This is a genomic window from Actinospica robiniae DSM 44927, from assembly GCF_000504285.1.
Classification (GTDB): Bacteria; Actinomycetota; Actinomycetes; order Streptomycetales; family Catenulisporaceae; genus Actinospica; species Actinospica robiniae.
The window spans coordinates 5,429,255-5,450,858 of sequence record NZ_KI632511.1; the positions used below are offsets into that span (position 1 = coordinate 5,429,255).

Consider the following 21,604-nt stretch of genomic DNA (forward strand, 5'->3'; position numbering starts at 1 on the left):
CAGTCCCCTCAGACTTCCTCGACGCTGCTCGGCTCGCGCCGGGACAGGTCGATACCGAGCTCTTCAGCGGCACGGAAGACGTCCTCGTCCGTGTCGCGCAACTCAATGTTGTTGCCGTCCGAGGACAGCACCTCCACATTGAGGCAGAGCGACTGCATTTCCTTGATCAGCACCTTGAACGACTCGGGGATGCCGGGCTCGGGGATGTTCTCGCCCTTGACGATGGCCTCGTAGACCTTCACTCGGCCGGTGACGTCGTCGGACTTGATGGTCAGCAGCTCCTGCAGCGCGTAGGCGGCGCCGTAGGCCTCCAGGGCCCACACCTCCATCTCGCCGAAGCGCTGGCCGCCGAACTGCGCCTTACCACCGAGCGGCTGCTGGGTGATCATCGAGTACGGACCGGTCGAACGGGCGTGGAGCTTGTCGTCGACCAGGTGGTGCAGCTTCAGGATGTACATGTAGCCGATCGAGATCGGGTACGGGAACGGCTCGCCGGAGCGGCCGTCGAACATCTTGGCCTTGCCGGTGCGGTTGACGATCTGCACGCCGTCCCGGTTGGCCAGGGTGGAGTCCAGCAGACCGCTGATCTCGTCCTCGCGGGCGCCGTCGAACACCGGGGTGCCGACGTTGGTGCCGGGCTCGGACTCGCTCGCGCCGATCGCGTGCAGCCGGTTCTTCCAGTCCTCGTCCTCGCCCTCGACCTTCCAGCCGGTCTTGGCCACCCACCCCAGGTGGGTCTCCATGACCTGCCCCGGGTTCATCCGGGAGGGCACGCCGAGCGGGTTGAGGATGATGTCGACCGGGGTCCCGTCCTCGAGGAACGGCATGTCCTCCGGCGGCAGGATCTTGGCGATGACACCCTTGTTGCCGTGGCGTCCGGCCAGCTTGTCGCCGTGCGTGATCTTGCGCTTCTGCGCCACGTAGACGCGCACCAGCTGGTTCACGCCCGGGGGCAGCTCGTCGCCCTCCTCGCGGTCGAAGATGCGCACGCCGATGACCTTGCCCTCTTCACCGTGCGGCACCTTGAGCGAGGTGTCGCGCACCTCGCGGGCCTTCTCGCCGAAGATGGCGCGCAGCAGCCGCTCCTCCGGGGTCAGCTCGGTCTCGCCCTTCGGGGTGACCTTGCCGACCAGGATGTCGCCCGGCACGACGTCCGCGCCGATCCGGATGATGCCGCGGTCGTCGAGGTCCGCCAGGACCTCCTCGGAGACGTTCGGGATGTCCCGGGTGATCTCCTCGGGGCCGAGCTTGGTGTCCCGGGCGTCGACCTCGTGCTCCTCGATGTGGATCGAGGAGAGCACGTCCTCCTGCACCAGGCGCTGGGAGAGGATGATCGCGTCCTCGTAGTTGTGGCCCTCCCACGGCATGAACGCCACGAGGAGGTTCTTGCCCAGCGCCATCTCGCCGGCCTGGGTGCACGGGCCGTCGGCCAGCACCTGGCCGAACTCGACCCGGACGCCCTCGTCCACGTACACCTTCTGGTTGAAGGAGGTGCCCTGGTTCGAACGCTGGAACTTGGCCACCCGGTAGGTGGTCTGGGTGCCGTCGTCGTTGGTGACGGTGATGTAGTCGGCCGAGACCTCGGCGACGGTGCCGGGCTTCTCGGCCCGGATCACGTCTCCGGCGTCCACGGCGCAGCGGTACTCCATGCCGGTGCCCACGAGCGGGGCCTCGCTGCGCAGCAGCGGGACGGCCTGGCGCATCATGTTCGCGCCCATCAGGGCGCGGTTGGCGTCGTCGTGCTCGAGGAACGGGATCATGGCGGTGGCCACGGACACCATCTGCCGCGGCGAGACATCCATGTAGTCCACGTCGGTCGGCGGGATCAGGTCGACCTCGCCGCCACGGCGGCGGACCAGCACGCGCTCGTCGGTGAAGGAGCCGTCCTCGTTCAGCGGGGAGTTGGCCTGCGCGATGACGAAGCGGTCCTCCTCGTCGGCGGTCAGGTAGTCCACCTGCTCGGTGACCCGGCCCTCGCGCACCCGGCGATACGGGGTCTCCACGAAGCCGAACGCGTTGATCCGGCCGAAGGAGGCGAGCGAGCCGATCAGGCCGATGTTCGGGCCTTCCGGCGTCTCGATCGGGCACATCCGGCCGTAGTGGCTGTTGTGCACGTCGCGGACCTCGAAGCCGGCCCGCTCACGGGAGAGACCGCCGGGGCCCAGCGCGGACAGGCGGCGCTTGTGCGTCAGTCCGGAGAGCGGGTTGGTCTGGTCCATGAACTGGGAGAGCTGGCTGGTGCCGAAGAACTCCTTGATGGAGGCGACGACCGGCCGGATGTTGATCAGCGTCTGCGGGGTGATCGCCTCGACGTCCTGAGTGGTCATGCGCTCGCGCACGACCCGCTCCATCCGGGCGAGGCCGGTGCGGACCTGGTTCTGGATCAGCTCGCCGACGGTGCGCAGGCGGCGGTTGCCGAAGTGGTCGATGTCGTCGACCTCGACCACGATCTCGGGCGCGCCCTCGGCCGTGGCGGCCATCTCGACCTCGCCGGCGTGCAGCTTCACCATGTAGCGGATGGTGGCGACGATGTCGTCCACCGTGAGCACGCCCTGGTTGATCGGCTGACCGGTGCCCAGCTTCTTGTTGATCTTGTAACGGCCGACCTTGGCCAGGTCGTAGCGCTTCGGGTTGAAGTAGAGGTTCTCGAGCAGGTTCTGCGCGGCCTCACGCGTGGGCGGCTCGCCCGGGCGCAGCTTGCGGTAGATGTCGAGCAGCGCGTCGTCCTGGGTGGCGGTGTGGTCCTTCTCCAGGGTCAGGCGCATCGACTCGTACTCGCCGAACTCCTCCAGGATCTTCGCGTCGTCCCAGCCGAGCGCCTTGAGCAGGACGGTGACGTTCTGCTTGCGCTTGCGGTCGATGCGGACGCCGACGAGGTCGCGCTTGTCGATCTCGAGCTCGAGCCAGGCGCCGCGGGACGGGATCACCTTGGTGGTGAAGATGTCCTTGTCGCTGGTCTTGTCGATCGAGCGCTCGAAGTACACGCCCGGGGAACGCACCAGCTGGGACACCACGACACGCTCGGTGCCGTTGATGATGAAGGTGCCCTTGTTGGTCATGAGCGGGAAGTCGCCCATGAAGACCGTCTGGCTCTTGATCTCGCCGGTCTCGTTGTTGGTGAACTCGGCGGTGACGAACAGCGGCGCGGCGAAGGTGAAGTCCCGCTCCTTGCACTCGTCGATCGAGTACTTGGCGGGCTCGAACCTGTGGTCGCGGAAGGTCAGGGACATCGACCCGGAGAAGTCCTCGATCGGGGAGATCTCCTCGAAGATCTCCTCCAGACCGGAGGTGGTCGGTACTTCCAGGCCGGCCGCCTGCTGGGCAGCGACCCGGTCCTTCCATGCCTGGTTGCCCACCAGCCAGTCGAAGCTCTCGGTCTGGAGCGCCAGCAGGTTCGGAACCTCGAGCGGTTCGCGGATTTTGGCGAAAGAGACACGGCGGGGGGCGGTGCTGGTGTTATTACCGTTCACGGCGTGCGGGGCGGCGGTGGCCAAGGTGACGGGGTCCTTCCGAGGGCTCGGACTCACTTCGCGCCACCGGTGCCCGATCGGGCACGGAACCGGAGAACTCGACAAGACCGACACCCGTGGAGGGGGTGACCGGCCGACTCCGGAACGTGCTCATACGGTAGAAGGCAGCGCAAACGAGCAGTGTAGCCGAAAGGCCAACTGCTGTCGAGTCCGACTCGCGGGCTTTATGAAAGCCCAGTTCAGAGCCGCTCGGCAGTGCGCTGGACACGTTCCCCGCGCGGCCGTGGCAGAAGACGGCGCAACACGCGTGAACCGTGTCGGAGACGCGGGCGGCCAGCCCCGGCTTGCGCTGCCCATGAGGGACCGCCGCGTCTCGTGCAGACGACCAGAGAATTGCGCGCCGGAGCCGTTTCGTCAAGAGTGACAAGCCCCTTGACGTCTCTACCGGCCCAAATCGGCAACCCGCGGACTCGTCCAGACGAGGGTGTACCCGCGGCCCGACGAGATCACTCGCCGCTTCGGGGACGAATTCCAAGGCGGATGGAGAACAGGGGTCGCGATACTGGCCCGGAGACGCCCGTAGGGCGCGCCGCCTCGGCCCGGGGGCCGCGTACGGGGCCGTGGAAGTCCACACGGTCGAGCGGCGGCGCGCCAGGGGCGCCAGGGGCCCTCGGGGGCGGTGCGGCGGCCGGGACCGGGGACGGCGGAAGGCAGCCGCCGGGAGACGACTGCCGGGAAACGGCACAGGGCCGTATCGGGTGGGGCGATCCACCCGATACGGCCCTGCGGCAAGCTGTCCTACGCCCCGTGGAGGGCGCAGGGCGGCTATTTGGAACTACTTGACCGAGACGCCCGCGCCGACGGCCTCGAGGTCGGCCTTGGCCTTCTCGGCGGCCTCCTTGTTGACCTTCTCCAGCAGCGCCTTCGGCGCGCTGTCGACGAGGTCCTTGGCCTCCTTCAGGCCGAGCGAGGTCAGCTCGCGCACGACCTTGATGACCTGGATCTTCTTGTCGCCGGCGGACTCGAGGATGACGTCGAACTCGTCCTGCTCCTCGACCTCGGCGGCGGCCTCGCCGCCACCGGAGGCCTGCACGACGGCGGCGGCCGGGGCGGCGGCCTTGACGTCGAAGACCTCTTCGAACAGCTTGACGAACTCGGAGAGCTCGATCAGCGTCATTTCCTTGAACGACTCAAGCAGCTCGTCGTTGCTCAGCTTCGCCATGATGACTTCCTTTCGGTACTACGAATCGGGGTCGGGCGGCGGTGCACCGTGAGGTGTCGCGCTGCCCGGGGGTTGGACGGCAGCTCAGCCGTTCTGCTCGACCTTCGCGCGCAGGGCGTCCGCGGTGCGGGCGAACTGCGTGAGCGGGGCCTGGAACAGCGCAGCGGCGTTGGCCAGGGACGCCTTCATGGCGCCGGCGGCCTTGGCCAGCAGAACCTCGCGGGACTCGAGGTCGGCGAGCTTGGTGACCTCGGTGGCGGACAGCGGCTTGCCGTCCATCACGCCACCCTTGATCACCAGCAGCGGGTTGGCCTTCGCGAAGTCACGCAGACCCTTGGCGGCCTCGACCGCGTCGCCCTTGATGAAGGCGATCGCGGACGGCCCGGCCAGCAGGTCGTTGAGACCCTCGATGCCGGCCTCGCTGGCCGCACGCTGGGTCAGGGTGTTCTTCACGACGGCGTACTGCGTGTCCGCACCCAGGGCGCGACGCAGCTCCTTGAGCTGCTTCACGGTGAGCCCGCGGTACTCGGTCAGCACGGCCGCGTTGGACTCACGGAACTGAGCCGTGAGCTCCTCGACGGCGGCCTGACGCTCAGCCTTCGCCATGGCCCTCCTTCCGGGACGGTGGTGTGTGAGGACCGTCGGTCCCGCGTATCACGGCGGGCGGAGATGCTGCGGCAACAAGAAAACCCCATGCGCGGGCGCACGGGGTCAGGGCCGACTCGGGCGATCGAGTCGTAAGCTCACCTACATACACCTGCGCGGGCCACCTGCGGTCGCAGGACCTTCGACTGCTCTACGCGAACGCGAGCAGCGACCAGCGGTCATCGGATCGGGTCAAGGCTAACCCGCGGCCCGCACACAGGGCAAATCGCCCGCCCCGCGGTCTCCTCTCCGGCGCCCTCCCCGCCCCGGAACGCGCCTCGAACGCGATCCGGCCCGCGCCGTGAGCGGCGCGGGCCGGATCCTGCGATCATCGGACGGGATCGGATCAGCCGCCCATGCCGATCGAGCCGAGCTTGCCGGTGAGGTCGAAGACCTGGTCCGCCGGCGGCGCGCCGATGTTCACCTTCGCGCCCCAGTCGGACAGGTGCATGTCCATCTTCACCGAGGTGGTGCTCGCCTGCTGCGCGATCTTGATCTCGACCGGCAGCTTGTCCGCGGCGACCCAGAGGTCGATGGCCTCGGACTTGATGCCGGCCGCCTTGAACTCGCTCTGCAGCTGGGCGACCTGATCGGCCGTCAGGTGCGCCTGGCTGCTGCCGAGGGCCAGCACCTGGGCCGAGGTGAGCGTGCCGGAGTAGTGCGTGGCCTGCCGGCCGTCCACCGTCTCCTGGCCCACCTCGCTGACGTCGCCGGTGGCCAGCAGCGCGGACAGCTGCGTGGTCGGGTCGTAGTTCTTGGCCTGACTCAGGATCGTGGAGAGCGAGCCCGCCGAGCCGCCCGCCTTGTCCAGGTCGATCTTCGCCCAGGGCTTGCCCTCCGTCAGCGTGGACAGACCCGGGTACTGCAGGTAGATCGTGGAGCCGACGAGCACGTCACTGATGTTCTGCCCGTCCGCGCCGATGCTCATCGACATCTCCAGCGAGGGGCTGTACTGCTCCTGCGCGCTCAGATCCGCCGTCATCGCGCTCTGCCCGGTGGTGACCATCGTGCCGGTGATCTTCACCGTGTCGGCCTTGCCGGCCTGGTCCATGGCGTCGGCCACCAGTGCGATCGCCGCGCCGTCGCCCTGCGAACCCGTGCCCGGCGCGGGCGCCGCGCTCGAGCCCCCGTGGCTCGAGCATCCCGCCATCGCCAGGGCCGCCAGCGCGACGACGCCCGCACCGATCCCGATCCGCTTGTGCTGCCCGCTCATGTCTCACCCTCCCGTCCCGGCGGCCTTCCAAGCCGCCGGTCGCGTTCTGCTCTCCACAGTAACCAGGGCGGCGGACGGACATGCGCCCTCGGACCGAAACTGTACGAACCTGAGACACATCCCCGGGAAACGCCTCAGGGGCGCCCCGCGAACGGGACGCCCCTGAGGGACGATCAGACCGGGCGAGCGGGGCCGGATCAGGCCTCGTCGTCGCTCAGCAGGCCGCGGGTGCGGTTCGGGTCGACCGGGACGCCCGGGCCCGTGGTGGTGGCGATGGTGACCTTCCGCAGGTACCGGCCCTTCGACGCGGACGGCTTGACCCGGAGGATCTCGTCGAGCGCGGCGGCGTAGTTCTCCACCAGCTGCTCGGTGCTGAACGAGGCCTTGCCGATCACCAGGTGCAGGTTCGAGTGCCGGTCCACCCGGAACTCGATCTTGCCGCCCTTGATGTCGGACACGGCCTTGGCCACGTCCGGGGTGACCGTGCCGGTCTTCGGGTTCGGCATCAGGCCGCGCGGGCCGAGCACCCGGCCGAGTCGGCCGACCTTGCCCATCAGCGCCGGGTCGGCGACGACGGCGTCGAAGTCGAGGAAGCCCTTGGCCACCTCGTCGATCAGCTCGTCACCGCCCACGTGGTCGGCGCCGGCGGCACGGGCCGCCTCCGCGCGCTCACCGGTGGCGAAGACCAGGACCCGGGCGGTCTTACCGGTGCCGTGCGGCAGGATGACGGTCGAGCGGACCATCTGGTCGGCCTTGCGGGGGTCGACCCCGAGGCGGAGGGCGACCTCGACGGTCGCGTCGAACTTGGCCGAGGCGGTGTCCTTGGCCAGCTTCACCGCTTCGAGCGGCGAGTAGAGGGCGTCGCGGTCGATCTTCGCCGCGTTCGCCAGGTAACCCTTGCTGCGCTTCATGAGGTAAACAGCTCCGTTGATTCGTGGAGTTCGTGGTCGTCCGGGCCTGCGCAGGCCCTACCACCCTTGCGTGGCGCGGGATCCGGTCGGATCCGGCGGGTTACTCGGAGATCGTCACGCCCATCGACCGGGCGGTGCCGGCGATGATCTTCTCGGCCGCCGTGATGTCGTTGGCGTTGAGGTCTTCCATCTTCAGCTGGGCGATCTCGCGCACCTGAGCCGGGGTGAGCGAGCCCACCTTGTCCTTGTGCGGGACGCCGCTGCCCTTGTCCAGACCCGCGGCCTTGAGGATCAGCCGCGCGGCCGGCGGGGTCTTGGTGACGAAGGTGAAGGAACGGTCCTCGTAGACCGAGATCTCGACCGGAACGATCTGCCCGCGCTGCGACTCGGTCTCCGCGTTGTAGCGCTTGCAGAACTCCATGATGTTCACGCCGTGCTGGCCCAGCGCGGGGCCGACCGGCGGGGCCGGGTTCGCCATACCGGCCTTGATCTGCAGCTTGATGATCGCTGACAGCTTCTTCTTGGGAGGCATGCTCCGGGGTCCTAACTGCTTGAACAGTGAAAGGGGCCGCGGCCTTGGGCCGCGGAATCGTGCCTCCGGCCGGCGCGCTCGTCGCCACGGGCGCGGGCGGATTCATGGCACAAACGCCAAGAGTACCCGAGCCCGTCACCGCACACCAAAACGTGCGGGGACGGGCTCGGGTACGCGGACGCGGGCCGAGACGGCGGCGCTAGTTCTTCTGGATCTGCGAGAACGAGAGCTCCACGGCCGTCTCCCGGCCGAAGATCTCCACCAGGCCCTTGACCTTCTGCGAGTCGGCGTTGATCTCGTTGATCGTGGCCTGCAGCGTGGCGAACGGCCCGTCGATGATGGTGACCGAGTCGCCCACCTCGAAGTCGAGCACCTTGACCTCGACCGCCGGCTTGGGCGCGCCCGGCTGCACCTCGGCCTCCTCCGGGGCGAGCATCTTGACGACCTCGTCCAGGGTCAGCGGGTACGGGTTGTGCGCGTCGCCGACGAAGCCGGTCACACCGGGCGTGTTGCGCACGACGCCCCACGCCTCGTTCGTCATCTCCATGCGCACGAGCACGTAGCCGGGGAACTTGTTGCGCTTGACCTTCTTGCGCTGGCCGTTCTTGACCTCGATGGCCTCTTCCATCGGGACCTCGATCTGGAAGATCGACTCCTCGGCGTTGAGCGACACCAGGCGGGTCTCGAGGTTCTGCTTGACCCGGTTCTCGTACCCGGCGTACGAGTGCACCACGTACCAGTCACCCGGCAGGCGGCGCAGCGCCTCTCGGTAGTCCTCAGTCGTGCCCGGCTCCTCGGGCTCCGGCACGTCCTCGGCCGCGACCTGCTCCACGTCCTCGGCCGCGACCTGCTCCTGCGGCTCCTCGAGCAGCTCCGAATCCGATTCGTTCATGTCGGACACTACGGCCTCTTCTTCCCTGAAGCTCACACAAAAACCTGGGGGGCGGGCACACCGGGGTGTCCCGCCCCACTTCTGTCTGTCTCCAGAGTAGCCGGAATCGGCAGGGGTGTTCAGCCGAAGACGGCGCTGACGGCGTGCGTGACACCGAAGTCGAAGGCGGCCACCAGGCCGATGATCACCGCGACGAAGACGACCACCACGCTGGTGTAGGTGAACAGCTCGCTGCGGGTCGGCCACACGACCTTGCGCAGCTCAGCGATGATCTGCCGGACGAACAGGGCCGGGCTGGTGCGCTTGCGCCGCGGGGAGGACGAGCCGCCGGCGGCACGACGGGCCTTGGCCCGGCGCTTGGCCGCCTTGCGCTGTGCGCGCGTCTGCTTGACGACGGCGTCCTCGATCTCCTCTTCGCCGTCGGAAACGCCGTCCACTTCCTCGTCGGCGTTGCTGCGCGTCTGGCTCACGTGTCTACCTCACTGCTCAGTCTCGGCACGCTCTTGGCGGTGCAACGCACAGCGTACGACGCACAACCGCGCCAGGGCTACCTCCGAGCGGAGAAGACCTGGCGCGGCTGTGAAAGTCCGCAGGGCCCGCGAGAGGTCCACTGATATGAACCTTTCGTACGCCGTGCTGTGCAGGGCCCCGGAGAGGTTCTGTGACTTGAACCCCTCCCGGGGACCGCTTGCGTGCAGGGCCGGAGGGACTTGAACCCCCAACCCCCGGTTTTGGAGACCGGTGCTCTGCCAATTGAGCTACGACCCTAGGTGAGATCGCTCTGCACTGGCGAGCAGTCTAACGGGTTCCATGGTCCGCCGTCGAATGCCTTACCCGGCCGAGGCCGCAGCGCGCCGGGGCAGGGCCCAGATCGTGGCCGAGGCGACGAGCAGAACGGCGGCTCCGATGTAGACCGCGGGGATCACGCCGTTGACGAAATGCTGCTGCGCGCTGAGCGTCGCGGTGGGGCCGTAGCCGCCCCGGGCGGCGAAGACGGCGCCCATCACGGCCACGCCGAGCACACCGCCGAACTCGCGGATGGCGTTGTTCACGCCGGAGGCGATGCCCTCCTGCTCCCGCCGCACCGAGCCGAGAACCAGGTTGGCGATCGGCGCGAAGAACAGGCCGTTGCCGATGCCGCCGAGCACCAGTCCGGGGACGAGGTGGCTGTACGGCGTGTCCACGCCCAGGGCGGAGGCGAGCCAGGCCAGGCCGGCGGCCTGGCAGAGCAGGCCGACGCCGACGAGGGTGCGGCCGCCGATCCGGTCGGACAGGGCGCCTGCGATGGGCGCGGCCAGCATCGGCACGGCCGTCCACGGCAGCGCCCGCACGCCGGAGGCCAGCGGAGAGAGCCCGTCGACGTCCTGGAAGAGCTGGATGAGGAAGAAGACCGAGCCGAACATGCCGAAGAACATCAGCATCGAGGCCACGTTCACGAGGCTGAAGGAGCGGCCGCGGAAGAGCCGGAGCGGCAGCATCGGCTCCGGGATGCGCGCCTCCCGGGCGAGGAATCCGCCGGTCACCGCCGCGCCGAGGACGAAGCCCGCGACCACCTCGGGCCGGCTCCAGCCGATCTGCCCGCCCCGGATCAGGGCATAGACGAGGCCGAACAAACCGAGGCTGGCCAGGCCGATCCCGGGCAGGTCGAGCTTGCGGGCCGGGCCGCGCGACTCGGCGAGCCAGAGCCTTGAGAGCGGCAGCAGCACCAGGCCGAGCGGCACGTTGATCCAGAAGATCCACTGCCAGGAGGCGGCCTCGGTCACCCCGCCGCCGATCACCGGCCCGAGCGCGACCGCCACGCCGGCCAGCGCGCCCCAGCCGCCGATGGCCAGGCCGCGCCGCTCCGGCCGGACCGCGGCGGAGAGCATGGTCAGGGTGAGCGGCACCATGATCGCGCCGCCGAGCCCCTGGATCGCGCGGGCGCCGATCAGGGTTCCGATATCCGGCGCGAGAGCCGAGCCGACCGAGCCGAGGGTGAAGACGGTCAGCCCGATGCCGAACAGCCGCTTGCGGCCGTACCGGTCGCCCAGGGTCGCGCCGCTGAGCAGGAAGACGGCGAAGGTGAGGGTGTAGGCCGAGATCGTCCACTGCAACCCGGAAAGCCCCGCGTGCAGGGACTTCTGAATGGACGGCAGGGCCGAGGTGACCACGAGGTTGTCCAGCTGCGCCATGAACATGGCGGTGCCCACGATGATGAAGGTGCGCAACGGGTGGCCGACGGTGGCGGCCTCCTGGCCGGCCTCGTGCGGTGCGGCCGGGGCCGTGGCATCGGGGGCGGGGTCGGGGCCGGCCGCGGACGTTCCCCGCGTCCCGGCCACTGTCGTCTCGGTCATGATTCCTGCACTCCCCTTGCATAGTTATCGATAACTAACTTCGCTGGTCGAAAAGAAAGGCGCCCGACGACGCGGGCGCCGAAGACGCCGAAGCTGTGAAGTTATGCGGTCGCGGGCCCGGCGGACGGCGGGGGCTCCGAGCCCTCCGCGGGCTCCGCCTCCTCGTCGAACCGGTCCGGCCACAGCGCCATGATGATCGGGCGCCACTGCGGATCCCGACCGTCCGAACGCCCCGCCGCCGCGATCACGTTGCACATCATGCCCTTGGCGAAGAACACCGCGACCTCCTCGAGCGGCTCCTTGGAGATGTCCACGACCATGTTCCAGATGTCCTGCATGCACTGGCGCACGGTGCGCTGGATGTCCTCGTCCCAGCAGGCCGCGTACTGCTGCATCTGCAGCAGCAGCGAGTCCCGGTCCGTCTCCATCCGCTCGACGTACGCGTGGCCCATGGCCTCCATCGCGTCATGGCCGGTCTTGCCGCCGGCCGAGTCCCGCATCTGGCCCAGGGTGGTGCGCATGTTGAGCTCGCAGGCGGCGATGAACAGCGCCTTCTTCGTCTCGAACAGCTTGATCACGTACGGTTGGGCCACGCCCGCCCGCTTGGCGATCTCGGCGGTCGTCGCGCCCTCGAACCCGTAACGGGCGAAGACCGGGATCGCCTCGCGGAGCACCTGCTCCTTGCGTTCCTCAGCCGACATCCGCGGACTCATGGGCGCGACTCCTTTCACCGACAAAGTTAGTGACTGATAACTACCAAGTCAAGGGAGCCACGAAGACCGGCTCCGGCACCAGGGTCACCCCGAACCGTGCGAGCACCCCGTCGCGCACCTCGCCGGCCAGCTTGAGCAGGTCGGCGCTCGACGCGCCGCCCCGGTTGGTCAGCGCCAGGGTGTGCTTGGTCGAGAGGGTCACCGGACCGCTGCCGTAGCCCCGGCCGAACCCGGCGTGCTCGATCAGCCAGCCCGCCGAGATCTTCACCCGGCCGTCCTCGTCCGGCCAGGTAGCCGGCGGCCGGCCGGCGCAGCGCCGCTCGAACTCGGCGTACTGATCCGGCGTCAGAACCGGGTTGGTGAAGAAGGATCCGGCGCTCCAGGTGTCGTGGTCCGCCGGGTCCAGCAGCATCCCGCGGCGGCGGCGCTGCTCCAGCACCGCGGCGCGCACCTCGGCCAGCGGCGCCTGCCCGCCGATCTCGATCCCGAGCGCCTCGGCCACGTCCTTGTACTGCACCGGCTTCGAGAGCCCGCCGAGGTCCTCGAGCTGGAAGTGCACCGAGGTCACCACGTACCGGTCCGAGCCCTTGAACACGCTGTGCCGGTAGGAGAAGGCGCAGTCGGCGCTGTCGAGCACGGCCATCGTGTCGGCGGCGCGGTCGTACGCGTCGACCATCACCACGGTCTGATGCACGCTCTGGCCGTAGGCGCCGACGTTCTGAATGGGCGTCGCCCCGGCCAGCCCCGGAATGCCGGAGAGGCACTCGATCCCGGCCAGGCCCTCGGCGACCGAGCGGGCCACCACCGCGTCCCACTCCTCGCCGGCCGCGACCGAGAGCAGGCCCTCGCGCAGCGAGATCCCCTTGAGCCCGACCTTGACCACCGAGCCCGCGAAGCCCTCGTCGCCGATCACCAGGTTCGAGCCGCCGCCCAGGACCAGCACGTCCTCGCCGTGCCCGTGCGCGTCCCGGATCGCGGCGATCAGCGTCTGCTCGGAATCGGCCTCGAAATAGTGCCCGGCCGGACCGCCGAGCCGGAGCGTGGTCATCTCGGCCAGGCTCACCCCGTGCCGCCAACCCCCGCCGGCCACCGCCGCGATCGTCTCGGTCATGAGCGGCGCACCACCGCGGACGCCTTGCCCAGGACCTTCTGCCCGGCGCTGAGCACGGTCAGGTCCACCTGCACCCGGCGCTCGTCGAGCTCCTTGACCACCTTGCCGGTCACCTCGATCAGCGCGCCGACCCCGTCGTCGGGGACCACCACGGGCTTGGAGAAGCGCACGTAGTACTCCTCCACCGCACCCGGGTCCCCGGCCCAGTCGGTCACCACCCGGCCGGCCACCGCCATCGTGCACATGCCGTGCGCGATCACGTCCGGCAGCCCGACCTCGAGGGCGAAGCGGCCGTTCCAGTGGATGTCGTTGAAGTCCCCGGAGGCCCCGGCGTAGCGCACCAGATCCTTGCGGGTGATCGGGAAGCTCGCCGCCGGCAGCGCGGTGCCCACCGCGAAACGGTCCTCGGTCCCGGCCATCAGCCCTCCTCCGCCGCGTTCTCGGCGCGCGCGACCAGCAGGGCCCGGGCCGTGCTGATCAGCTCGCCCTCCTCGGTGCTCATCTCGGTCACCAGGGTGATCATGTCGTTGCCCGCGAAGGACTTGATCGACTCGACCACCACCGTCGCGCGCACCCGGTCGCCGGGGCGCATCGGCCGCTCGTGGGTGAAGCGCTGGTCCCCGTGCACCACCCGGGTCCAGTCCAGGCCGAGCGCCGGATCGTAGACCACCTGGTCCGCGGCCGGCATGGAGATCACGATCGGGAAGGTCGGCGGGGCGATCACGTCGGGGTAGCCCAGCTCCTTGGCCGCCTCCGGATCCCGGTACGCCGGGTGCGGATCGCCGATCGCCTCCGCGAACTCGCGGATCTTCTCCCGGGCCACCTCGTAGGCGGGGGTGGGCGGATACGTCCGCCCCACGAAGGACTGGTCCAACGCCATGGGAACCCTCTATCTGTCACATCTCAGGTGGCTTGAGCTTAGCGGCGCCGGGGTACGCCAAGGGCCGCCCGGCCCCAGGGAAGGGGCGGACGGCCCTGACGAAGAGTGAGGCTCGAGCCTGGCGACTAGCGCGTCTCGCGGTGCGCCGTGTGCTTGTTGCAACGCGGGCAGTGCTTCTTCAGCTCCAGCCGGTCCGGGTCGTTGCGCCGGTTCTTCTTGGTGATGTAGTTGCGCTCCTTGCACTCGGTGCAAGCCAGCGTGATCTTGGGACGGACGTCGGTGGCTGCCACGGGAACGACTCCTACTGCCAATCGGAAGGCTGCTGCTGGGTCCGCGCCGCTTTGGGCGCAGACCGATAAACGGACCCCACGAGCTTACCCCATACCAGCAGGGGCCTCTGACCGCTGGGAAAGCGCGGGATCGAGGGTTCGGTAGCGGTGACCGGACTTGAACCGGTGACACAGCGATTATGAGCCGCTTGCTCTGCCAACTGAGCTACACCGCCATGATCGACGAAAGCCCGCCGGTCGACGCTCGTTAGAGGTCACGGGCGGGCTGCCGATCAAGAGCCCCTTTACGGAATCGAACCGTAGACCTTCTCCTTACCATGGAGACGCTCTGCCGACTGAGCTAAAGGGGCACCGCTCCACCCACTCGGACCCTTGCGGATCCGGGTGACCGGCGCTGCGTGGAAAACCATACACGGCCAGCGGACCACAGTGAAATCGGGTTTCCGCCGTACGCCGCCGCAGCGCCCACCGCAGGGCGCTGAGCTGCGCAAGCGCAGGCCCGAAAGGCCCTGCCCGGCACGGCGCGCCACAGATCCGGGGCAGCGACCACCATAGGCGTATGGCGCGCGAAGCGGACCAGGATTGGCTCGGCGAGAAGACCGAGGCGGAGCAGCGACTCTGGGACGCCTTCCCACACGGGCAACTGGTGGACTATCAGCCAGGCGACGAGCTCCGGGCCGAGGTGGTCGCGGCGCTCGCGCTGGGCGCGGTGGCCGCCGTACCCGGACGCACGGCCGGGGTGCGCATCCGCGGCGCGCGCATCGTCGGCGAGTTGGACCTGCGCCACGGCGCGGTCGCCGTCCCGCTCACGATGCTCGCGTGCACCTTCACCGAACCGCTGCGGATGGAGGAGGCGGAGACCCGCTCGATCGACCTCGGCGGCAGCCGGCTGGCCGGAGTGCGGGCCACCGGCGCCTACGTACGCGGCAGCCTCAGCCTGCGCCACGCCCGGATCACCGGCGGGCGGGAGGCCGCGCTGCTGCAGAAGCTCACCGTCGAGACCGACTTCAACGCCGAGGGCCTGCACTGCGCCGGGCACCTGAGCCTGAGCGGCGCGAAGATCGGCGCGGCGCTCGTGCTCAACCGCGCCCGCGTGGAGTACGCCGGCCAGATCGGGCTGAACCTGGGCGGCGCGGTCATCGGCCGGGACGTGTACGGCAACGGCCTGCGCGTCGCCGGACAGCTGCGTATGCCGGGGCTCGGCGTCGGCGGCCTGCTGAGCCTGGTCGGCATGGTGCTGACCGACCCGCCCGAGTCCGGCCACTTCGCGAACCAGTCACTGAGCGGCGAGTCGTCGAACATCGGTGGAGACGCGTTGTTCAACGAGCTGACGGCGCCCGCCCAGATCGAGCTGAGCGGCGGCACGTTCGGCGGCAAGCTCCAGTTCAAGGCGGCGAGCCTGGCCGCGCTCGACGACTTCCCGGCGCTGAACCTCTCCGGGTCCACGGTGCGCCAGGGCCTCTACATCGGCGACGGCTTCCACGCCGACGGCACGGTCCGGCTGACCGGAGTTCAGATCGGCGGGCATCTGGACATCTACAAGATGCGGCCGAACTCCGGCCGGATCCAGCTCTACCACGCCCACGCCGCCACCGTGCGCGACGGTACGTCGCGCCGCGGCATACCCCTCGCCGGCGGCTCGGCGAGCTGGCCGGACTGGGTCATGCTGGACGGCTTCACCTACGACGCGTTCGACCCGTACCTGCCTCCGCAGGACCGGATCAAGCTGCTGCGGCGCCAGCCGACCTACGCGGCGCAGCCGTACGAGTTCATGGCGGCGTACTACCGCGCGCTCGGCCACGACGTGGCCGCCCGGGAGATCCTGATCGAGAAGGAGCGGGTGCGCCACCGGGACTTCCGCCGGCTCTCCCGGATCGGCAGTGTGATATCCGGCACAGTGCTCGGCTACGGATACCTGCCTCGACGTGCGGCGTTCCTCGCGGCCGGGATCCAGATCGCGGCCAGCGTGTTCTACGCGTTCCAGATGCCCACGGCGATCCATCCGGAAGATCGCATAACCTACGATCCGGTGCTCTACGCTGCGGACCTGTTCGTCCCGATCGTGCATTTCGGCCAGTCCGACGCGTTCCAGTCGCACGGCTTCGCCGCCTGGGTGGCCTTCGCCCTGCCGTATCTCGGCTGGGCGCTGGGGGTGGCGATCGTGGCGGGGGCCTCCCGGGCCCTGTCCAAGGGCGGCGGCGGAATAGTTTAAGATTCAACATGGTTGCGCTCGATACACCGAGCCCACCCCCGGGCCCCGCCCGGGAACGCGCCGAACTACGGATGGACACCCATGACCGAGCTGCACGAGACCCTGGTCCTCGAGAAGACCGCGCAGGATCTGCTCTTCCGCGACGCCCGCACCGCGAACACCTTCGCCGACGAGCCGGTCAGCGAGGAGCAGGTCGCCGCGATCTACGACCTGGTCAAGTACGCCCCCACGTCGATGAACATGCAGCCGCTGCGGGTGCTGATCGTGCGCTCCGCCGAGGCCCGCGAGCGCCTGGTCGGGCACATGGCCGACGGCAACAAGGCCAAGACCCTCAGCGCCCCGCTGGTGGCCGTGCTGGCCTACGACCCCGAGTTCCACGAGCACCTGCCCACCCAGTTCCCGCACTTCGCCGGCGCCCAGGACGTGTTCAAGGGCCAGGACCACCGCTTCGGCGCGGCGACCCTCAACGCCAGCCTCCAGGTCGGCTACTTCATCCTCGGCGTGCGCGCCGCCGGCCTCGCCGCCGGCCCGATGACCGGCTTCGACGCCGAGGCCATCGACAAGGAGTTCTTCGCCGAGACCGGCTACAAGACCCTCGTCGTGGTCAACATCGGCAAGCCGGGCGAGGACGCCTGGTTCCCGCGCAGCCCGCGCCTCGAGCTCGGCCAGGTCGTCAAGACCGTCTGAGCGAGGCCGCGCCCGCCGCGGCGGGTGAGACGGCGTCAGGGCCGGTGCGGGTTCTCGCACCGGCCCTGACGCGTTCCCAAGGCGCGGTCGGATCACCACGCGCGCGCAAACGGCTTCTGCCGAAACAGCGGCCTCGGCTAGGATGTCCGGACGGGGACCGTAGCCCAATTGGTCGAGGCAACAGGTTTAGGTCCTGTCCAGTGTGGGTTCGAATCCCATCGGTCCCACGTGACGTGGCCAGGCTTTCAGCCTGGCCACGTGCCGTTCGCCACCCCGCGCCGGCTACTTCACCGAACCCGCGGTCAGGCCGGAGACGACCTTGCGCTCGATCAGCGCGAACAGGATGATCACCGGGATCGTGGCGATCACCGAGCCGGCGAACAGGTGCTGCCAGTCGATCGAGTACTGGCCGAGGTAGGTGTCGAGCTTCGCGGTGAGCGGCTGGCTGGAGTCGGCGTTGGTCAGCACCAGGGCGACGATCAGCTCGTTCCAGGCCGCGATGAAGGTGAAGATCAGCGCCGTGACGATGCCGGGCAGGGCCAGCGGGATGATGATGCGGAACATCGCGCCCGTCCGGGAGGCGCCGTCCACCATCGCGGCCTCCTCGAGCTCCTTCGGGATCGCGCCGAAGTAGGCGTTGAGGATCCAGACCGCGAAGGCCAGGTTGAAGCCGGAGTTGACCAGGATCAGCGCGACCGTGCTGGGCACGTGCACCGTGTTGGTGAACTCCTGGTAGATGCCCACGATCAGGCTGGTCGGCTGGAACATCTGGGTGATCAGCACCAGGATCAGGAACGCGGCGCGGCCGCGGAACCGGCGCCGGGCGGTGTAGTAGGCGGCCGGGATGGCCACCAGCAGCACCAGGACCGTGGTCCCGACGCCCACCTCCAGACTGATCGTCAGATTGGTGCCGAGCCCGGTGGACCAGATGTTGGTGAAGCTGGCCCAGCTGACGTGGTGCGGGAAGTAGTCCCGGTCGTTGATCTCGCTCTGCGGTCGCAGGGCGGTGATCACCATCTCCAGGTACGGCAGCAGGAAGATGACGCCGACCAGGTAGGCGGCCGCCGCGATGCAGGCCGACTTGAGTGAGGGCAGCTTGCGGGCCGGCGCCGGCCTGGCCGCGGGGTGCTGCGCGGCGGACGCGGTGATGCTCGCCATCTCAGCCCTCCTTCAGACTGTTCTTGTTGGCCCGCAGGAAGATCAGCACGATCGCGATCACGACCCCGAAGTTGATCACCGACAGGGCACCTGCCTGCCCGATGTTCAGTGTCTTGAGGTTGTACATGTAGACCGTGCTGGTGCTGGTCTGGTTGTCCGGGCCGCCCTGGGTCATCACCCAGATGATCGGGAACGAGTTGAACACGTTCATCAGGTTGATCAGGATCGCCACGGTCAGCGCGGGGCGCAGCAGCGGGAAGGTGATCGACCAGTACGTGCGCGCCCGGCCGGCGCCGTCCACCCGCGCCGCCTCGTAGACCTCGGTCGGGATCGAGGTGAGCCCGGCCAGCAGGGCGTAGGTGGTGAACGGGACCGAGACGAACACCGCGACGGCGACCATCCAGTACATCGCGTCCGTCGGGTTGCCCAGCCAGGAGGCGGTGCCCTGGTTGAACTGCTTGACCACGCCGATCTGGTGCAGGAAGACGTTGATGACGCCGTTGTTGGGGTTGAGCATCCAGCGCACGACGATCGAGGTCATCATCACCGACGCGGCCCACGGCGCGATCAGCGCCCAGCGCACCACCTTGCGGCCGGGGAACTTCTGGTTGAACAGCTGGGCGAAGGCCAGCGAGATCACCACGGTCAGGGCCACGACGGCGAACACCCAGACGGCCGTGCGGGTCATCACCGAGGCCAGGTTGGGGTCGTCGAACACGGCTGTGTAGTTCTTCCAGCCGTAGTCGCCGAGGTCGAACCCGAACGAGTTGATGTGCTGCCGGGAGGTCTGGAACATCTCCCAGACCGGCCAGAGCACGACGAAGGCGATCAGCGCGAGCGCGGGGGCCAGCCAGGGCAGCGGGGCGAGGGCCCGGGCGAAGCGGCGGCGCGCGGGGGTGCGCCGCACGGCCGCGCGTACGGGGGCGCCCGCGCCGGGCGCCGCCGCCGCGGTCTCAGTTACTTGGTCCACCGTTTCGGTCTCTTTCTCCAGTGCGGCGTGAGCCCCTGACCCCGGCGGCGGGCGCCGGGGTCAGGGGTGGCTGCTCGCTGTGACAGATCAGCTGCCGCTGCTCAGGGCGAACTGCTGGATCTGGCCGAGGACGGAGGTCGCACTGGTGCCGTCCACCGCGGCGCCGATGCTGTTCTTGATCTTCGTGCTGACGTCGGTCCAGTTGGCCGAGGTCGGGTAGGCCGACGAGGTCGGGATGGCCTTGACGAACGGGCCGAAGATCGGGTCGCTGGCCTCGGCGTTGGCCGCGGAGGTGGTGGCGGGCAGCAGGTCGTAGAGCGAGTCGAACTGCGCCTGGTAGGTGTCCTGGTAGGCGAAGTTCAGGAACTTCTGGATCGCGTCCTGCTGCTTGTGCACGTTCAGCGCCACGATCTGGTCGTCCACGCCGAGCGGGTTGGTGATCGGGCCGGCCTGGCCGGGGAACGGCGCGGTGGCCCAGTCCGAGGACTGCAGCTTGCCGGCGGCCTGGATGATCGGGACCACGGCCGGGGAGCCGCCGACCATGCCGACGGTGCCGGCGGCGAAGTCGGACCACATGTCCTTGCGGTCCACGGTGCCCGGGTTGGCCTCGGTGTCGCCGGCCTTGACCATGCCGTTCATGAAGGTGAAGGCGCTGATGTTGGCCGCGGAGTTGATGGTGTAGGCGCCGTTGGTCTGGTAGCCGCCGTTGGCGCCGAGCATCCACATCAGGGACTCGCCCTGCGCCTCCTCGGGGCCGAGCGGCATGCCGTAGCCGATGGTGCCGTTGCCGATCTTGGCGAGCTTGCCCGCGTCGGTCTGCAGCTCGGCCCAGGTGGTCGGCGCGGCGGTGATGCCGGCCTGGGTGAACAGCTTCTTGTTGTAGTACAGGGCGCGGGTGCTGGTGGTGAACGGGATGCCGTACTCGGTGCCCTGGTAGTCGCCCTGCTTGGCGAAGGTCGGGATGAGGTTCGACAGGGTGGAGGCGCCGAGCACGTCCGAGGCCTTGTAGGCGATGCCGGACTGGGCGTAGGCCTGCGGCGCGTCGCCCTCGATGATGTCCGGGTAGTCCTTCGACTGCATCAGGGTCTTGAGCTTGGTCGGGAAGTCGGTCCAGTCGATCGTCTGGACCTGCACCGTGATGTTCGGGTTCGCCTTGTGGAAGGCGTCGGCTATGTCCTGCCAGTACTTCTGGGTGGAGTTGGAGGTGCCGGCCGTGCCGTAGTCGGCGCCGAACAGCTTCAGAGTGATCGGGCTGCCGGAGTCACCGGAGCCGGAGCCGGAAGTGCTCTTCGAGGAACTACACGCGGTCAGGGCCAGGGAGGCCGAGAGACCGACGGCTGCCGCGGCAGCAAGGCGACGCTTCATTGCTATGGCCTTTCACACTTCACGTGCGCGCTGTTTTGAGGATGGACCCGCGAGGGGGTGCCGTCACTGTAGGTGCGGCGGTCCGGGCTGGTCTATACCAGGACGGGGCCAGGTATAGACCAGTTACGAAACCGCAATGATTGCACCACCGCGGCGTGATGTGAGCGTTGCCAAGGGAAGATCGCACGACGACGCTGTGACCTGCGATGAGGATCATCGGTGTCAGCGTTCGACGCTGACGGGCGGGAAAACGCGGTGATCGGGCCGGGCGGATCGGCCGGGCGGGCCGAACTGGTCTAGTCGGGTCCCTCGACCCAAACAGAGCGGCCCGTACCACCCGAAACTATCGGGGGTACGGGCCGTTCGACGCGTGGGAGCGGTCGGGCCGATCGGGCCTCAGACCGGAAGAAGCGGGGCCAGGGCCTCGAAGGCGAGGCGGCGGTGCGAGACGGCGTTCTTCTCCTCGGCGCTCAGCTCGGCGGTCGTGCGCTCGGAGCCGGCCGGCAGGAAGACCGGGTCGTATCCGAACCCTCCTTCACCGCGGCGGGCGCGCAGCAGCGTGCCCTCGATCCGTCCTTCGCGCACGACCTGGCGGCCGGAGGGCCCCGGCACGGCGAGCGCGGCGGCGCAGACGAACTGGGCGCCGCGGTGCTCGTCGGCGACGTCGCCGACCTGGGCCAGCAGCAGATCCAGGTTCGCCGCGTCGTCGCCGTGCCGGCCGGCCCAGCGGGCGGAGAAGATGCCGGGCATGCCGTTGAGCGCGTCGACGCAGATCCCTGAGTCGTCGGCGATGGCGGGCAGGCCGGTGGCCTCGGCCACGGCAGTCGCCTTCAGCAGGGCGTTGCCGGCGAAGCTGAGCTCGGTCTCGGCCACGTCCGGAACGTCCGGGTACTCGGTGACGCCGACCAGGTCCACCTGCACGCCGAGGCCGGCCAGGATCGCGCGCAGCTCGCCGACCTTGTGCGCGTTGCGGGTGGCCAGAACGATGCGCTGCATGCCT

The 21,604-nt window shown here is 69.0% G+C and carries 20 protein-coding genes and 4 tRNA genes; 3 read left to right on the top strand and 21 right to left on the bottom strand.

Annotation, left to right across the window (positions count from 1 at the left end; all coding sequences use genetic code 11):
• Positions 1-8: 8 nt before the first annotated feature.
• The 17 genes from rpoB to ACTRO_RS23045 form a co-directional block, all read right to left on the bottom strand.
• Positions 9-3,494, bottom strand: a complete 3,486-nt coding sequence (gene rpoB / locus ACTRO_RS22960) for a DNA-directed RNA polymerase subunit beta (RefSeq protein ID WP_034266186.1) — start codon at positions 3,492-3,494, stop codon at positions 9-11.
• A gap of 811 nt (positions 3,495-4,305) precedes the next feature.
• On the bottom strand, positions 4,306-4,692 hold the full coding sequence (gene rplL / locus ACTRO_RS22965) for a 50S ribosomal protein L7/L12 (RefSeq protein ID WP_034266190.1): 387 nt from the start codon (positions 4,690-4,692) through the stop codon (positions 4,306-4,308).
• An 84-nt stretch (positions 4,693-4,776) separates the two neighbouring features.
• On the bottom strand, positions 4,777-5,298 hold the full coding sequence (rplJ, locus tag ACTRO_RS22970) for a 50S ribosomal protein L10 (RefSeq protein WP_034266193.1): 522 nt from the start codon (positions 5,296-5,298) through the stop codon (positions 4,777-4,779).
• 385 nt (positions 5,299-5,683) lie between these two features.
• Positions 5,684-6,550: an SCO4651 family lipoprotein gene (locus ACTRO_RS22975; protein ID WP_051451240.1), complete on the bottom strand. Its 867-nt coding sequence runs from the start codon at positions 6,548-6,550 to the stop codon at positions 5,684-5,686.
• A 197-nt stretch (positions 6,551-6,747) separates the two neighbouring features.
• A complete protein-coding gene (gene rplA / locus ACTRO_RS22985) occupies positions 6,748-7,461 on the bottom strand; it encodes a 50S ribosomal protein L1 (RefSeq protein WP_034266203.1) in 714 nt (237 codons plus the stop codon).
• A 100-nt stretch (positions 7,462-7,561) separates the two neighbouring features.
• The gene (gene rplK / locus ACTRO_RS22990) at positions 7,562-7,993 is read right to left on the bottom strand and encodes a 50S ribosomal protein L11 (RefSeq protein WP_034266206.1); all 432 of its coding nucleotides are present in this window, start codon (positions 7,991-7,993) and stop codon (positions 7,562-7,564) included.
• Positions 7,994-8,192: 199 nt separating this feature from the next.
• A complete protein-coding gene (nusG, locus tag ACTRO_RS22995; protein ID WP_034266210.1) occupies positions 8,193-8,921 on the bottom strand; it encodes a transcription termination/antitermination protein NusG in 729 nt (242 codons plus the stop codon).
• Positions 8,922-9,004: 83 nt separating this feature from the next.
• A complete protein-coding gene (gene secE / locus ACTRO_RS23000) occupies positions 9,005-9,292 on the bottom strand; it encodes a preprotein translocase subunit SecE (protein WP_034276240.1) in 288 nt (95 codons plus the stop codon).
• 288 nt (positions 9,293-9,580) lie between these two features.
• Positions 9,581-9,653 (bottom strand) — tRNA-Trp (locus ACTRO_RS23005).
• Between the two features lie 62 nt (positions 9,654-9,715).
• Complete coding sequence (locus tag ACTRO_RS23010; protein WP_051451241.1) at positions 9,716-11,218, bottom strand: MFS transporter; 1,503 nt, start codon at positions 11,216-11,218, stop codon at positions 9,716-9,718.
• 101 nt (positions 11,219-11,319) lie between these two features.
• The gene (locus ACTRO_RS23015; RefSeq protein ID WP_084316475.1) at positions 11,320-11,931 is read right to left on the bottom strand and encodes a TetR/AcrR family transcriptional regulator; all 612 of its coding nucleotides are present in this window, start codon (positions 11,929-11,931) and stop codon (positions 11,320-11,322) included.
• Between the two features lie 40 nt (positions 11,932-11,971).
• Positions 11,972-13,042, bottom strand: a complete 1,071-nt coding sequence (locus ACTRO_RS23020; protein WP_051451243.1) for a UDP-N-acetylmuramate dehydrogenase — start codon at positions 13,040-13,042, stop codon at positions 11,972-11,974.
• Positions 13,039-13,461: a MaoC family dehydratase gene (locus tag ACTRO_RS23025; protein ID WP_034266214.1), complete on the bottom strand. Its 423-nt coding sequence runs from the start codon at positions 13,459-13,461 to the stop codon at positions 13,039-13,041. Before ACTRO_RS23025 ends, ACTRO_RS23020 begins: the two co-directional genes overlap by 4 nt.
• Positions 13,461-13,922, bottom strand: a complete 462-nt coding sequence (locus tag ACTRO_RS23030) for a MaoC family dehydratase N-terminal domain-containing protein (RefSeq protein ID WP_034266217.1) — start codon at positions 13,920-13,922, stop codon at positions 13,461-13,463. The genes ACTRO_RS23025 and ACTRO_RS23030 overlap by 1 nt, the downstream gene beginning before the upstream one ends.
• A gap of 125 nt (positions 13,923-14,047) precedes the next feature.
• Positions 14,048-14,212 (bottom strand): 50S ribosomal protein L33, encoded by a 165-nt coding sequence (gene rpmG / locus ACTRO_RS23035; protein ID WP_034266220.1) that lies wholly within the window; start codon positions 14,210-14,212, stop codon positions 14,048-14,050.
• Between the two features lie 142 nt (positions 14,213-14,354).
• A tRNA-Met gene (locus ACTRO_RS23040) sits at positions 14,355-14,427 on the bottom strand.
• A 62-nt stretch (positions 14,428-14,489) separates the two neighbouring features.
• Positions 14,490-14,562: transfer RNA gene (locus tag ACTRO_RS23045), tRNA-Thr, on the bottom strand.
• 209 nt (positions 14,563-14,771) lie between these two features.
• On the opposite strand from ACTRO_RS23045, the gene ACTRO_RS23050 reads away from it, so the two are divergent.
• The 3 genes from ACTRO_RS23050 to ACTRO_RS23060 all read left to right on the top strand — a co-directional run bounded on the left by ACTRO_RS23050 (position 14,772) and on the right by ACTRO_RS23060 (position 17,338).
• Positions 14,772-16,424, top strand: a complete 1,653-nt coding sequence (locus ACTRO_RS23050) for a hypothetical protein (protein WP_034266222.1) — start codon at positions 14,772-14,774, stop codon at positions 16,422-16,424.
• Positions 16,425-16,505: 81 nt separating this feature from the next.
• Positions 16,506-17,111 carry a malonic semialdehyde reductase gene (locus ACTRO_RS23055; RefSeq protein WP_034266224.1) on the top strand — a complete coding sequence of 202 codons (606 nt, stop codon included), beginning with the start codon at positions 16,506-16,508 and terminating at the stop codon, positions 17,109-17,111.
• Positions 17,112-17,264: 153 nt separating this feature from the next.
• Positions 17,265-17,338: transfer RNA gene (locus ACTRO_RS23060), tRNA-Leu, on the top strand.
• A 55-nt stretch (positions 17,339-17,393) separates the two neighbouring features.
• Here the strand turns inward: ACTRO_RS23060 and ACTRO_RS23065 are convergent.
• From ACTRO_RS23065 to rdgB, 4 genes are all read right to left on the bottom strand, one after another.
• Positions 17,394-18,269 carry a carbohydrate ABC transporter permease gene (locus tag ACTRO_RS23065; protein WP_084316476.1) on the bottom strand — a complete coding sequence of 292 codons (876 nt, stop codon included), beginning with the start codon at positions 18,267-18,269 and terminating at the stop codon, positions 17,394-17,396.
• Between the two features lies 1 nt (position 18,270).
• Positions 18,271-19,239 carry a carbohydrate ABC transporter permease gene (locus ACTRO_RS23070; RefSeq protein WP_245594466.1) on the bottom strand — a complete coding sequence of 323 codons (969 nt, stop codon included), beginning with the start codon at positions 19,237-19,239 and terminating at the stop codon, positions 18,271-18,273.
• Positions 19,240-19,326: 87 nt separating this feature from the next.
• On the bottom strand, positions 19,327-20,604 hold the full coding sequence (locus tag ACTRO_RS23075; RefSeq protein WP_034266228.1) for an extracellular solute-binding protein: 1,278 nt from the start codon (positions 20,602-20,604) through the stop codon (positions 19,327-19,329).
• A 396-nt stretch (positions 20,605-21,000) separates the two neighbouring features.
• Positions 21,001-21,600: an RdgB/HAM1 family non-canonical purine NTP pyrophosphatase gene (rdgB, locus tag ACTRO_RS23080; protein WP_034266231.1), complete on the bottom strand. Its 600-nt coding sequence runs from the start codon at positions 21,598-21,600 to the stop codon at positions 21,001-21,003.
• Between the last annotated feature and the right edge of the window lie 4 nt (positions 21,601-21,604).

Coding starts and splice junctions, on each gene's coding strand:
- rplL (WP_034266190.1), bottom strand. CDS start 4,692: ATGGCGAAGCTGAGCAACGACGAGCTGCTTGAGTCGTTCAAGGAAATG.
- rplJ (WP_034266193.1), bottom strand. CDS start 5,298: ATGGCGAAGGCTGAGCGTCAGGCCGCCGTCGAGGAGCTCACGGCTCAG.
- ACTRO_RS22975 (WP_051451240.1), bottom strand. CDS start 6,550: ATGAGCGGGCAGCACAAGCGGATCGGGATCGGTGCGGGCGTCGTCGCG.
- rplA (WP_034266203.1), bottom strand. CDS start 7,461: ATGAAGCGCAGCAAGGGTTACCTGGCGAACGCGGCGAAGATCGACCGC.
- rplK (WP_034266206.1), bottom strand. CDS start 7,993: ATGCCTCCCAAGAAGAAGCTGTCAGCGATCATCAAGCTGCAGATCAAG.
- ACTRO_RS23010 (WP_051451241.1), bottom strand. CDS start 11,218: ATGACCGAGACGACAGTGGCCGGGACGCGGGGAACGTCCGCGGCCGGC.
- ACTRO_RS23015 (WP_084316475.1), bottom strand. CDS start 11,931: ATGAGTCCGCGGATGTCGGCTGAGGAACGCAAGGAGCAGGTGCTCCGC.
- ACTRO_RS23020 (WP_051451243.1), bottom strand. CDS start 13,042: ATGACCGAGACGATCGCGGCGGTGGCCGGCGGGGGTTGGCGGCACGGG.
- ACTRO_RS23025 (WP_034266214.1), bottom strand. CDS start 13,461: ATGGCCGGGACCGAGGACCGTTTCGCGGTGGGCACCGCGCTGCCGGCG.
- ACTRO_RS23030 (WP_034266217.1), bottom strand. CDS start 13,922: ATGGCGTTGGACCAGTCCTTCGTGGGGCGGACGTATCCGCCCACCCCC.
- ACTRO_RS23050 (WP_034266222.1), top strand. CDS start 14,772: ATGGCGCGCGAAGCGGACCAGGATTGGCTCGGCGAGAAGACCGAGGCG.
- ACTRO_RS23055 (WP_034266224.1), top strand. CDS start 16,506: ATGACCGAGCTGCACGAGACCCTGGTCCTCGAGAAGACCGCGCAGGAT.
- ACTRO_RS23065 (WP_084316476.1), bottom strand. CDS start 18,269: ATGGCGAGCATCACCGCGTCCGCCGCGCAGCACCCCGCGGCCAGGCCG.
- ACTRO_RS23075 (WP_034266228.1), bottom strand. CDS start 20,604: ATGAAGCGTCGCCTTGCTGCCGCGGCAGCCGTCGGTCTCTCGGCCTCC.
- rdgB (WP_034266231.1), bottom strand. CDS start 21,600: ATGCAGCGCATCGTTCTGGCCACCCGCAACGCGCACAAGGTCGGCGAG.